A 13,084-nucleotide genomic window follows, 5' to 3' on the forward strand; every position below is an offset into this window, starting at 1 on the left:
TCACTTTAATGGTACGTAGAGACTGGATCTTGATGCGCCGACACCTGGTGCACCATGTTGAACTCTTTTGTTTGTTATGACATATTCTCCAAGATAATGTCCTATCATTTCAGTTTTAATTAAAACTGGAGTGAATTCTTTTCCTGAAAAAATATTTACTGTAACACCTACCATGTATGGTAGAATAATTAAATCTCTAGAATGAGTTTTGATTGGATTTTTTGTTTTTCCAGCTTTTGCGGATTTTATTTCTTCAATAAGTTTTCTCTTGTCATCTGTAATTCCACGTGTAAGTGAACGTCTTTGTCTGGAATTAAATATTAAAAATAATTTCTCTAGTGACATGTTGTCTAGCTCCTCTTTTGGTAATCCTCGATATAGAAATTCTTTGACCATTTTACTTATCCTCTCTTTGTATTGATGAAGCCTTATTGTCCATATTATAGCATTCCTATCTTTGTGGCCAAGTCTCTGGCTTTTTCTGTACTTTCAAATTGAACAAATGCCTTTTTACCGTAAATTGTTCTTGCTGTGTTTACTTGAGTAGCTTTTTGATTGTATAATGCACTTACAGCTTCAATTATCTGTGGTTTGCTGGCTGATCTATCTACAATAAAGCAAATTTTGCTTTCATTTTCTACCATTGCAAATGTTTTTTCAGTAATGTATGGTTTCAAAATAATTTTACTTGCTTGATCTACATTCATCTTACTTTCACCATTAATTCTAGATGTGTTGATTTTATCTTTGCAATCTCTTCAATTGCTGCTTTTGAATACACTGTTAATCTAATTGGATCGGAACCTGGTGCCAAATCTAATACGCTTAATTCTTTTACAGATCTTACTTCGACTCCTGGTAATGCCCCGCAGGCTTTGCTTATTTTTGATGCATCTTTTGTGACAAACAATACACTCTTTCCAACCTTTTTACTTCGGCCTCTAAGTGATGATTTTCCAGTACGTGGTTTTCTTGCTTGAAGTCTTTCTACGTCTTTCATTAATTTTAGATCTTCTAACACTTTGAAAATATCGCTTGCTTTTGAAATTGATTCAATGTCATTTGTAACAACAATTGGGAATGATTCGATGCCTTCTATTTTGTGGCCTCTTGATTTTACCAAATCTTTTGAAGCAGTTGCAGCTATTGCAGAACAAAATGCTAGCTTGTTTTCTTTCTTGTTTAATTTCTTAAAAATCACTCTGTCTACTATTGGAGGATGAGCTTGTCTACCACCTCTTACTGAAGCAACACCACCTGCTTGACCTTGTCTTCCACCACCGCCACCTTTCATCTTTGCAATACGTGCTTGGTGCTGTCCTGTTGGAGGATCGTTTGATCTTGCTACTACATCCATACCTGCAGTTGGATGTCTTCCCTGTGGTTGGAATTTATGTGAAGTCAAATTTGTAAATGCTTTGTGAATAAGCTCTGCTCTAAATGGAGTTGAAAAGATTAGTGGCAATTCAACTTCACTATCTTTGGTTCCCTTTATTGTTAATAATGATGTTTTCATCAGATTACTACCTCCAAAATATTTGGCTTGGTGATTTTTACTGGTGCGTTTCTAATTTGACTTCTTAGCTTGATTAATCTTCTATATGTTCCTGGAACTGAGCCTTTTAGAATAATGAAATCTCCTTTTACTAAACCAAAGTGTTTGTAACCCCCGTCTGGATTTATTTTTATTTGATTATTTTCTGTATTGCCAATTACCATTATTCTTTTGTCGTATTCTGTTCTTTGATGAAATCCCATTTGACCTGCTCTTGGAACTGAATACATGACACTAGCTGGTGAAATTGGACCTAGTGATGCAACTTCTCTAACTGTTTTTCTTGATTTGTGTTGTTTTTTCTTTACTCCGAATCTTTGTATGACTCCTTGCCACCCTTTACCTTTTGTAATTGCTGCGACATCGATTGTTGCTCCTGTTTCAAAAATTTGATCAATTTTAATTTCTTTTCCTAACAGTTCTTTTACATGTGCAAATTGTTTTTTGATGTCACCGCCGCTAACTAATGCTTCAAAGATGTATGGCTTTTTTTGTTCTAATCCCGCATCACGTGGAGATACAGCAACTATTGCAAAAATTTCTTTGACCCTGCCAAGTATTTTTTCTGCATTTTCCATTGCACCTTCTTTATTTTTAAAATTAATTTCTTTAGAGATATTTTTTGGAAATTCTTTTGCATATACGTCAAATTCTGCATGTAATCCATAATGATCTTTTGAATACCCTCTAACTCCTAATATTGAAACTGGTGGAGTTACTAACACTGTTCCAAGACTTACAAGTTGTTTTCCTGCATTTGGAGTCTTTTCACGATCATCGATGGTAACTAGTTGAACACAGCCTGCTTTGAAACCGCAATGTGCTAAAATTTTTGGTTCATCAGAATTGTTTTTTGGCCATGTTCTGATACGTGCCTCCATACTTTTGGCACGTCCTCTTGGATAGTATGCTGCGCTACCTCTACGTGGTTGCGCGTATTTTCGATGACCCATGGTTAAATCGAAGTCGTCTTCAACCGTCTAATAAACCCTGTGAGACATCGTTAACTTGTAAAAATTAAGTGGTTAACGAACTATTTCTAATATGATCAAGGAGATATCAAATTACTTGCGTAATTCCAAATTGTTACTGCTCCGATGATTACTCCTACTGCTCCTAAACCCATTGCTAAAATTAAGAAATTTCTTTTTTCTGCCATTTTGTATTAACCTATTTTGTATGCATTAATTATTGATAATATTCCTAAAAGTGCTTCATCTAGACGTACAGTTTCAGTTGCCTGGTTTGGAAAGAAATTCAATGTTCTTGCATTCTGAACGTTTTTCATTTTACCTCCCAATATTTCATGAACTCCTTTTTCAGGCGAACCAAATACCACTAAAAGAGGAAGATCTGAGCTTAGATATTTTGTTAATTGTTCTTTTGTTGCCGTTCTACCCTTTCTTGAAGTAATTATGATGTTTCCTTGCCATTCAGTTAACAATGAAAATAAGCTTGCTCTCTCTTTAACTGCATAACCCCAATATGACGAGGTCTCATTTCTTTGAATTTCTTTAACTGAAAAATCTGGATATCCTGTCTTGAATTGGACGGTTGCTCTTTTACCGACATTTTCTTTTCCAAAAAATGGTATTAATTCATTAATTCCAACATCAATGAATTTTTTACCCTTTAAACTTACTATTACTCCTTCTCTTACATCTCCAACGTTAATTTTTTTAGAATTTGCTGGTGTTGAGTGACTAGGAATTTTTAACGGATACAACACACCTGCAAACTTCAACTCGTTCATCTTTGGGAATAATCGTCTTCGCAAAAATTGAGGGGTCTCAAGATATCTTAAAATTGTTACAAGTAAATTTCCGTCTTCTCTATAATTTCCTTCTTGGTAAACATAAATTGTATCGATTTTAAAAATTGCACAAGCTCTTGCAAGTACAGATATTTTTCGTGTCTTATCCAGCTTTAAAGATTCATCAGATAATGCTGATTCAGGGATTGCAACAGAAATTTTCAACGTAATTAAATCTCACATGTGACTATGATTATTTTTTTTCGTGAGGATATTTCTCTTTGGCAGTTTTTGCATATTTTGCAATCTGTTCATCTGAGACTAGTTCAAATGTCTCTGTTTTGGTTTTAATCTGTGCCATTCTGATATGACTTGTTCCTTCTCTGTCTTCACTAGATAGATAAATTGCTGCAGATGCTAATACTGATGCATCTTCTATTGACAGTTCATGATTGTATGTTTTTTCTAAAAAGTCTGTTACTTGATCAGAACCAGATCCAATTGCAATTGCATCGTATGAAATGTATGTTCCACTTGGATCTGTGAGGTAAAGTTGTGCGTTGTTATTTACAACTCCTCCCAAAATTAATGCAACACCATATGGTCTTACACCTGCATACTGTGTATATTGTTGAGATTGATCAGCTAAATGTTTTGCAATTGTTTCAACTTCCACAGATTCATCATAAATCATCTTGTTACTTTGAGAAAAGAATCTAGCATTATCTACCTGACTTCTAGCATCTGGAATGTATCCTGCTGCTGCTACTCCTATATGATCATCAATTTGAAATATTTTTTGTGCAACATCTGTAATCTGTAATTTTCTTGGTTTTTCTTCTACTGCAATTACGATTCCTTCTTTAGATTTTATCCCAACTGCGATAGTTCCTCTACGTACAGTCTCAATAGCATATTCTACTTGGTATAGTCTGCCGTCTGGTGAAAATACTGTAATGGCTCTATCGTAGCCTTGTTGTGCAGGAAGCATTTGATTTCAATGCTTTGAAAGTTTAATTTAAGCTTTGGTGCCCTCTCTTCCCATGCGATTTGAGATTCAATTTTCTGGTCATGAAAATATACGATCAAATCATCAGAAAACAATTGAAATTACAAAAGAATCCCATCTCACTCCAAGCGGTGATTGTATCATTGGTGTCAATGCTTCTGCTAGCTGTGCTGATTTGCCTGATTCAATTAAAAAAAAATTACAAAACCCAAATTCAAAAGTTAACTTTTCAATTAAAGTAGGTTCACATGAATTTGTTGTCGAAGGAAGAGGTCATGAGGATCTAATTCTTACTCATCATGAAGATATTGTAATACGAAAAAGTAATTTTGTCTGTCCAAGAACATTGGCTGTAAAGTGCGACAAGGCATCGGATCTTCTGCCCAGAGAGATGATCTCTTTATTACAAAACCCTAACACTAGGGGCACATTTACAATAATGATCGATTAAACATGTGACAATTTTATATGAATTAATTTAACGTAATACATGGGTCTAAAAACAAAAATTTTCATCCTAATTCCTCTGATAGTATTTGGTACAATAATTTTTGGAACCGCGTTATATATGGAAATTTGTAAAAACTCTAGCTTGGCAGTGATTGACTGCTAATTTGCGGTCTTGTTTTTCAATTATTTTCTACTTTAGTTAATTCTGATTTAGCATGGATTTCATAAACTACCCGTCCTTACAGACTTCATGCAAAAACCTGTGATTGAATTACAAACATCTGAGGAACTAACTGAAGTTGAGCTAAAAAAAATAAGAGAATATTTCAAAGAAATGCCAATCAATGATATTCTATCTGGTCTAAAATTCGCTAAAAACAGATGGTCTGCTAAAGACTCTGGGACGTTAAAAGTTGGCAGAAAAAGTATTATCCAAAAAGAGGTACATTCTGTTACTTCTGAACAGGCCCAGTGGAGATTAAAAAATTGGAAGATGATGATTGCAAATTATCGTCGTAGAGGATACAGTTATCCGACCATATCTAGAATCAAAAAAATTTTAATTCAAAAAAGTAAAAAGAAAATAAAATAATGCTTAACTTTTAGATTAAAACATCTGAGGTTCTTCTTTGGGGTGTGCCTTGTTTTAGTGTGTCTGGAATATCTGGTATTGATGATTTGGTTTGTCCTGCAATTATAGAATGTGCTTCTTCAAGAATTGCCAATGTGTCTGCGTTGTTATTTGTATTTCCAAGGCTCATCAAATCATTTCCTTCCATCGATGATCCACTCATTACATCTCCCAATATTTGTGACAAGTCTTGCATAGATGATGTTGCTTCTGGCATGATACCACTTAGTGAAGGACTCAATCCTTTGATTATTGACATACATGGACTAAGTGTAACTACCACATCTCCAAGTTCAGACACTGTATTGAGCCTTAATTGAATTTGCTCCATTGATAATTTTGCCCCGCTTACCATGTTTTTCATTTTTCTAACTTGGACGAGCTCGTTTGCATATGCTTGTGCATATGCATTGTTGTGTGTTTTTTGTGCATTGACTACTTTCTCAAAAATTCCGTCGTGTTTTTTTTGTAGTTTTTCATTAATCCCTTCTAATTTACTTATTTGAAATTGTAATTTTCTTTGTGCTTCTTCAATTCTAGATTTTAATGGAATATCTGGTCTTACTTTTCCCATTACTCGTTGAGAAATACTTTCTCCTTCGGTTTTATTCCATGAGTTACTTATCAAATCTTCATTTCCCCATTATGGGTGTAGTTTTTTGTTTTAAATGAATTTGTCACTCTTCTATGTGTATCCATGGTAACATGGGACTTGGGTTACACATTATCCAAACGTAAATGTGTATATTTGAAATCCTGGTTCGTTTATCTTGATTTCTAGTATGTGCGATGAAGGCTCATTGCTGTTTACAATATTGTACAGTCCTGCTTCTGAAACTGTAATTTTGCCCTCTTCATTTACATCAGTACCTGCATAATCTTTTGAGATAGGCAACCCATCAAGGAGTATCTCTAATTTTGCCATGTTAGATGTAACGATGTTTACTTCTTTTGCATTATAATGCAGTTTGATTGAACCGTTGCTTGAAACTAGCTCCATGCTGTCTTCTAGGTTTTTCCATTCTCCTACTGGATAAAATTTGTGTAATTCGATATTATTTGGTTCAGAATATGTTACTGTCTTTTCTGGGCTGAATCCTTCGTTACTTCCCAGCTGATTTCTGCCTTGAGCAAAGTCATATCCAAAATACAATTCCGGTGTTCTGAAATTTGAATGCTCAAATTCTTTAATGTCTACTAGTTTTTCAGTAGAATTAATTTGTAATCCTAAATTTATTGCCCTTTCTTTTAGTAATGATTGAATTACTTTTTCTGTCTCCTTGTAATCTCCCTCTCCAATATGATCATATCTTATGTATCCTTCATCATCTGCAATGTATTTTCTGGGCCAATATCGATTTTCAAATGCTTTCCATGTTGCCATATCGTTATCCATTACAACTGGATACTTTATTCCATGTTTGATGATTGCAGATTTTACATTTTCAGGAATTTTTTCAAATTCAAATTCAGGAGAATGAATTCCTATTATTAATAATCCTTCATCTGAATATTTTTCATTCCATGCAACAATGTATGGTAGGGTTCTCACACAGTTAATGCAACTATACGTCCATATGTCATACAGCACAACTTTTCCTTTCATTTCTTTTGCCAACTCTTCCGGTGTTGTGTTAAAATAATTTGCAATTCCTACAATCTGTGGTGCTTTTTTAAACTTTGATTTGTCTATGTTGTTTACAGCATTTGTTTCAAGCGAACTATCTGATGTTTCTATGTCTGAATTTATTGAAGACAGTAGTACGCTGATTGTTCCTACAATACCTATTATGATCATCCCAAAAATGATTGCAGTTTTAATTTCTGATTTCATCTAATTAACTCCAAAGTAATAACTCATTGAGTAATGGAAAATTAGCAATGTATGCCAATTGATTTGTAAATACTAAGACTCCCAAAAGTATAATGAATGAACCTAAAATTATGTTGTAGAATTTTAAATGTCTGCTCATAATTTTTATTATTTTATTTGCTCTTGAATAAAATACTCCCATTAGGATAAATGGTATGCCTAACCCTAGAGAGTATACTAACAGTAAATTGAAAGCAACTGACGGTGTTGTTGCTGCAAGAGTTAGAATAGTCCCCAAAATAGGCCCTACACATGGAGTCCAACCTGCAGCAAATGCTAATCCAAACACAAAAGAAAGTGGAAAGCTTGCTCTAGTTCGTTTAGGTAAGAACTTTTTTTCAACATTTAGTTTACTGATTTTTGTAGATAATATCAGAAAAGTTCCAAAACTTACAATAATAATTCCGCCTACCTGATTTAATACTCCGATTACTTCACCAACTGTATTTGCTAATATACTGTTAATTATTACCCCTAATGTAGAAAACACAACTGAAAATCCAAGAACAAAAAATACTGAATTCAGTATGATGTTTGTTCTGTTAATTGTAACTGTTTTGCTTCCTTTATTTTGATTAAGATCGCTTAGTGTAGTTCCTGAAATATATGCTAGAAATGCTGGAATCATAGGTAGTATACATGGAGCAACAAATGAGGCTAACCCTGCCAATGCTGCAACTGCAAGTGTAACTTCTACCATGAATTAATTTGGTAATTTTTCTTTTAAAGGATTGTTCCAAATCTGCTGGTACATTTCATTTTTATCTAAGATGAAATTTGTTTTATTATGAACAAGCGATTCATTCTTGTGGGTATTGCCTTAGGAATTATTGTTACTCTTGCCGTATTAATTGGATCTCCTGCAATCGGTGGATTTGATTCGCTTCGTTAATACAATTATCTATATTTCAATTAAATATTAAAAAAATTTTTTAACTAAAATTATTATTGTACAATCAAATCATCCATTTCGTTGCCTAGCGTTCTTGTTGTTGATGATGATCCTGACAGTCGTGATGCTTTATCTGATCTGCTTGAATTAAAGGGGGTTGAAGTTTTAGCAAAGGGAATTAATGGGCATGACGCTGTACAAAAATTTTCTCAGCATAAACCTGATCTAGTATTGATGGATATGATGATGCCTAATTTTGATGGGATGTATGGTTTGGAACATATTAAAAATATTGATTCAAGTGCCAAAGTGATAATGATAACTGCAGATCAATCACAAACAACACGTGATAAAATTTACAGATATCCAAATACGAAAATTATTGCTAAGCCTATTGATGTTGATGAACTAATTAAACTGATTATGGAAAAATCATTTTGGTAATGTTATTGTAAATGTAGTTGGATTGTTTTTTACTGATATTTTTCCACCATGCTGTTCTATGATATTTTTACAACTTACCAATCCTAGACCCGTACCAGTTTGCTTAGTGGTGTAGAGTGGCTCAAAAATTTTATTCATATCATATTCATTGATTCCTGAACCTGAATCGATTACATCTATGACTGCATTCTTTTCTTCATCATGGAATTTGATTTCTATATTTCCTGGATTATCTCCGATTGCATCCATTGCATTTTTTATTAGATTTGAAAAAACAATTTCTAATTTCCCTTCATCTGCTAAAACCGTTATGTCGTTATCTGGAATCTTGATGTTGATTTTATTTGGTTGTAGCTCATTAACAATGTTTGTAAGACAAGATTTTACTGACATTTGTTTCTTTTGAAGTTCTGTTGTTTTTACATAATCTAAAACATCTTCAATTTGATTAGTCATTCGCTGTATTGCATTGTTAATTCGTTGTATACTCTCGTGATCTTTTGAAGATAGTGACTCTTTATTTCGTATTAGTGCTATTTCCACTGATGATTTAATTACGCTTAACGGATTTCTTAAATCATGGGATAATCTAGCCGCAAGTTCTCCTATTGCGGATAATCTTTCTGCTTTAATCAATTCGTTTGTTAGGTTGTCTATTTTTACATTTTTTGTATCAAGCGCATTGGTTAGTTTTGAATTAAGGATTACAATTATGCTTGAAAATACGACTAGTAATGTTATTAGGACTAGCGAAAAGAACATCATGAAATTTCCACTCTGTTCAATACTCCAAAAATAGTTTAATGCAAACAAAACTGCGATTGTTGTAACAATTATCAAAACAAGTACTAGATTAATTCCATATGTTGCAATGTTTTTTGCTGTGATAGGTTCCTCATTGTTTTGATATTTTTTGGGTTTATTTCTTTTGGAACTTTGAATTAATTTATACATTGCAAAACTCCATGCCACATAACTAATTAACCACAAAATATCTATTGGATGTCCATCAAAATACGCATCATCAATAACTAAAATCAAATATATGTTATCAGCTATTATGAAACTTACAATCCCGATTAAAATTAATGTCCAAAAAGAATTCTTATTAATTTTGAATGATAAAATTATTGACATTATTGCAGGAATTAATAAAATCGCATCTACAATTGGATAAATTAACGCAACTGCAATTTCAAAAAATTCAGTTTCTATATTGGCCTGAAAAGTAATTGCTAAAATAGGAATTAAAATTGATGCTGATACTATGATGGCAAATACTATGTGTTTTTTCTTTATGTGATCACGTAATGGTTTCAAGAAAATCATTAATGAGATAAACATGAAAATTGGCGCTATGATATAGAAAAAGTCCGCAATGGATGGATAGGGATCAATAAATAAAACATGTTCATGCAAATTCCATGTCTGTTCTGCTGCAAACCATGAACAAAATGATAAAACTAGGAAAACAAGTGATTTTTTACTAATTTCGTTTATTCTGTCAGCACTTGATAATGCCCATATGGCCATAATTATCAGAACTCCCGTAATTATAGTGTAGATTGGTAATGAGATATACTCTGAAAAATATTTAATGCTTACTACATTATTGACACCGTATAACGAAACTAGTGCAAAAATTATGCAACCAAATATAATTTTGTTATTAATGCCTATTTTTTTTTCGTTTCTTTCCAAATTTAGAAGTATGGCCTCGTTTTGAATTTGTCCAATGTTATGATATAATATTTTGGATGTGTGTCGACATTATTCATATTTTGAATTTTTTTTGAGCCTGTTCAAAAATGTTCAAAGCATCGTTAATGTTCTTTTTAGATAGCCATGCTGTGACTGAAATTCTTAATCTAGCTTTATTTTTTGGCACTGTTGGATATCTAATTGGCTGCGCAAACACTCCTTTTTTAAGAAGGAATTTTCCAAAATCCATGGCTGTTTTTTCATTGCCAATAACGATAGGAATTATGTGTGTCTTTGAACTAATTTGATATCCTAATTGCTTTAACCCGTTTGTTAAGATGCTAGTATTTCTTGCTAGTCTCTTTCGTTGTTTCTCTCTGTCGATTTGCATTCTGTTTAATGAATACTGAATTAAAAATGATGGAAGTGCAGATGTGTATATGAATGATTTTGATTTATTTATGCATAAATCTATTACATTGTTTTGTGATGAAACGTATCCTCCAAAAGATCCTAACCCTTTGCTAAGGCTGCTGATGTATATGTCAATTTTTTTTGTAACATTGAAATGATTTGGGGTTCCTTTCCCGTCTGTTCCAACTGTAAAATCTCCATGTGCATCATCTAGTACTGTGATTGCATTTGATCTTTCTGAAACATCCGTAATTTCTTTTAACTTTGAAAAGTCTCCATCCATACTGAAAATACCTTCTGTAATGATAAATTTATTTTTGCCCTGTTGATTGAGTTTTTTTGTCAAGTCTTCAATATCGTTATGTTTGTAAACTAAAATTTTTGCACCTGAAAGTCTACATGATTCTATTATGCTTGCATGATTTAACTCATCACTTAAAATTAAATCTCCTTTTTTTGCAATTGTGGTGATTGTCCCTAAATTTGCCATATACCCTGTTGGATAAACCAAACTTGCTTGTTTTGATTTATGTTTTGAAAGTTTGTCTTCTAATTTTTTATATATCTCATCGTTTCCTGAAACTAATCTTGAACTTGATTGCATCTGATTTATTTTTATTTTTGTAATTGGTATGCCTAAATAATCATTTGAGCAAAGATTCAGCAGTTTTTTATTTTTTATTGTTATGTATGCGTTATTTACTTTAACGTCTCTTAATTTTCTGTACAGGTTATTTTCTTTAATTTGTTCTAGTTCTATATCTGCAAAATTTAATTTATTGTTCACTTTCAACACTGAAATCCGTCATGCGTAAATTCTTTTCTCATTGTTGTTAATTTGCTAATCTTAGATGTTGACCATATTATTGGCTTTGAATTTGCAGTGTTGTTTAATTATAACACCCTGTCTTTTATATTGTAAATTTTTGTGATATTATTGGCATGATTACAAATATTGAACAAATAATGGAAGATCAAAGGAATATAGTTGAATTACAATTAGCTATTAAGAAACTAAAATTTCAAAGAACGAAAAAACCATCAGTTCAAATTTGTTTATGATGATTCAATCTGTATTATTTTTATAATCTCGCTTTCATCATAAAAATAATGTTTGTTTTCTAAACAATTTGAACATACAAACCAATTAGGAGTATAATTACTTTTTTTTGCTCCTCTGTAAACTATTTTGTATTTTGGACAATGCCTTTCATCGCAAATATTCATTTTTTAGCCACTTGCATTAATTTTATTCTATAAAGAAATCGGTCTGTTGAACGCAATAAATCATTCATTTCTGGTTCAATATTATTTTTGTATGTTTGATTTTTTATTTTCACAATAAATTCATTCGTTAATTCTATTAGATGTTTTATTTCATAATTTGTAACTGCTATGTGATTAATATCTTGGAATTGTTCGTATGTCATATTGCTCAATATAGTGAACCCCCCTTTTCCCATGATAAATCAAATAGCGAACTCATCATGTCTACAAGAGTTTCAGAATCAGACCACCATGCAAATGTTTGTCGTGTTGCATGATTGGCGTTTCTCATAAAAATTAAGATTTCTTTTGCATCATTAATGATAAAACATTTTTTATCTGAATCTGATGCAATGACTCTTATTTTTTTTGAATCTATCTCGGAAATAAACTCTGGAGTTTTACTTAAAGGTGAAATTACCATTTGTAGTTCAGATGTCGATTCGTTTATCCAATCAAATACATCTGAATGATATAATCTTAAAACATCTGGCATACTGCCATAGATTTTAATCGAATCTGTGCTAGTCTCGGTCATTTCTTTTATTTTGTTAATTATTGGTCCCATGCCATGTAACAACTGCATTTTTTCTGATTTTGATTCGTCAGTTTCAACTACAAAAAATGGAACCTCTTTCCATAGCTTTGAAAGTGATTCTTCTTTTCCAGCAAGTGTATTGATTCTTTGTTGTTCTTGTTTTACTAGCGTTTCAATTGCTTGTTTCATCTCCATTGCAGAATATCTTGTAGGGTGTACAAGTTCAGCTGTTACCAATCCCATGTTCTGTAGGGAATTCACAAGATGGTATGTTTCTGTTCTTGGCATTTGCAATGCTTTTGCAATCTCTGAAGCAGATTTGGAACCATACTTTCCAAGATAGATGAAAACTTTGCTTTGGTTTGCAGTTAAACCAAAACTGATCAGTTCGTTTTTGATTCTTTCAAGCGTAATTTTGTGTTTATACAGTTCAGTTTCTGAGTCATTGTCAAAAAGTGTTATCTCATGTGTAGTGCTCATGTCTTCAATTACTCAATAATGTTTTTCTTAATAGGCACAATGGATATTTCTTCAATCTACGTGTTCTCTTTTGGAACT

General features: G+C 32.5%; 15 protein-coding genes. 3 read left to right on the top strand and 12 right to left on the bottom strand.

The window, feature by feature from the left end:
• From K5782_RS00525 to K5782_RS00550, 6 genes are all read right to left on the bottom strand, one after another.
• Positions 1–444 (bottom strand): 30S ribosomal protein S19, encoded by a 444-nt coding sequence (locus tag K5782_RS00525; RefSeq protein WP_366069270.1) that lies wholly within the window; start codon positions 442–444, stop codon positions 1–3.
• The gene (locus tag K5782_RS00530) at positions 441–707 is read right to left on the bottom strand and encodes a 50S ribosomal protein L23 (protein ID WP_297463044.1); all 267 of its coding nucleotides are present in this window, start codon (positions 705–707) and stop codon (positions 441–443) included. The genes K5782_RS00525 and K5782_RS00530 overlap by 4 nt, the downstream gene beginning before the upstream one ends.
• The gene (gene rplD / locus K5782_RS00535; protein ID WP_297463046.1) at positions 704–1,516 is read right to left on the bottom strand and encodes a 50S ribosomal protein L4; all 813 of its coding nucleotides are present in this window, start codon (positions 1,514–1,516) and stop codon (positions 704–706) included. Before rplD ends, K5782_RS00530 begins: the two co-directional genes overlap by 4 nt.
• On the bottom strand, positions 1,516–2,508 hold the full coding sequence (locus K5782_RS00540; RefSeq protein ID WP_007550459.1) for a 50S ribosomal protein L3: 993 nt from the start codon (positions 2,506–2,508) through the stop codon (positions 1,516–1,518). Before K5782_RS00540 ends, rplD begins: the two co-directional genes overlap by 1 nt.
• Positions 2,509–2,720: 212 nt before the next feature.
• The gene (locus K5782_RS00545) at positions 2,721–3,533 is read right to left on the bottom strand and encodes a putative RNA uridine N3 methyltransferase (protein WP_297463050.1); all 813 of its coding nucleotides are present in this window, start codon (positions 3,531–3,533) and stop codon (positions 2,721–2,723) included.
• Positions 3,534–3,561: 28 nt separating this feature from the next.
• Positions 3,562–4,299 (bottom strand): archaeal proteasome endopeptidase complex subunit alpha, encoded by a 738-nt coding sequence (locus tag K5782_RS00550; RefSeq protein WP_297463052.1) that lies wholly within the window; start codon positions 4,297–4,299, stop codon positions 3,562–3,564.
• 52 nt (positions 4,300–4,351) lie between these two features.
• On the opposite strand from K5782_RS00550, the gene K5782_RS00555 reads away from it, so the two are divergent.
• A complete protein-coding gene (locus K5782_RS00555; protein ID WP_297463054.1) occupies positions 4,352–4,768 on the top strand; it encodes a DUF371 domain-containing protein in 417 nt (138 codons plus the stop codon).
• Positions 4,769–5,017: 249 nt separating this feature from the next.
• Complete coding sequence (locus K5782_RS00560) at positions 5,018–5,359, top strand: hypothetical protein (protein WP_297463057.1); 342 nt, start codon at positions 5,018–5,020, stop codon at positions 5,357–5,359.
• Positions 5,360–5,369: 10 nt separating this feature from the next.
• On the opposite strand, the gene K5782_RS00565 is transcribed toward K5782_RS00560, so the two are convergent.
• From K5782_RS00565 to K5782_RS00575, 3 genes are all read right to left on the bottom strand, one after another.
• Positions 5,370–6,026 (bottom strand): Snf7 family protein, encoded by a 657-nt coding sequence (locus tag K5782_RS00565; RefSeq protein ID WP_048109676.1) that lies wholly within the window; start codon positions 6,024–6,026, stop codon positions 5,370–5,372.
• A gap of 96 nt (positions 6,027–6,122) precedes the next feature.
• Complete coding sequence (locus K5782_RS00570) at positions 6,123–7,232, bottom strand: redoxin family protein (protein WP_297463060.1); 1,110 nt, start codon at positions 7,230–7,232, stop codon at positions 6,123–6,125.
• Positions 7,233–7,236: 4 nt separating this feature from the next.
• Positions 7,237–7,971, bottom strand: coding sequence for a cytochrome c biogenesis protein CcdA (locus K5782_RS00575; protein WP_297463063.1), 735 nt, complete (start codon positions 7,969–7,971; stop codon positions 7,237–7,239).
• A 273-nt stretch (positions 7,972–8,244) separates the two neighbouring features.
• Between K5782_RS00575 and K5782_RS00580 the strand changes: the two genes are divergently transcribed.
• Positions 8,245–8,607 (top strand): response regulator, encoded by a 363-nt coding sequence (locus K5782_RS00580; RefSeq protein WP_297463066.1) that lies wholly within the window; start codon positions 8,245–8,247, stop codon positions 8,605–8,607.
• On the opposite strand, the gene K5782_RS00585 is transcribed toward K5782_RS00580, so the two are convergent.
• The 3 genes from K5782_RS00585 to K5782_RS00595 all read right to left on the bottom strand — a co-directional run bounded on the left by K5782_RS00585 (position 8,596) and on the right by K5782_RS00595 (position 13,006).
• Positions 8,596–10,308, bottom strand: coding sequence for a HAMP domain-containing sensor histidine kinase (locus tag K5782_RS00585; RefSeq protein ID WP_297463067.1), 1,713 nt, complete (start codon positions 10,306–10,308; stop codon positions 8,596–8,598). The two genes, K5782_RS00580 and K5782_RS00585, sit on opposite strands and share 12 nt — an antisense overlap.
• A 73-nt stretch (positions 10,309–10,381) precedes the next feature.
• Positions 10,382–11,509, bottom strand: coding sequence for an aminotransferase class I/II-fold pyridoxal phosphate-dependent enzyme (locus tag K5782_RS00590; protein ID WP_297463069.1), 1,128 nt, complete (start codon positions 11,507–11,509; stop codon positions 10,382–10,384).
• Positions 11,510–12,157: 648 nt separating this feature from the next.
• A complete protein-coding gene (locus tag K5782_RS00595; protein ID WP_297463071.1) occupies positions 12,158–13,006 on the bottom strand; it encodes a helix-turn-helix domain-containing protein in 849 nt (282 codons plus the stop codon).
• Between the last annotated feature and the right edge of the window lie 78 nt (positions 13,007–13,084).

It is taken from the genome of Nitrosarchaeum sp. (assembly GCF_025699065.1).
In the GTDB taxonomy this organism is placed as follows: domain Archaea; phylum Thermoproteota; class Nitrososphaeria; order Nitrososphaerales; family Nitrosopumilaceae; genus Nitrosarchaeum.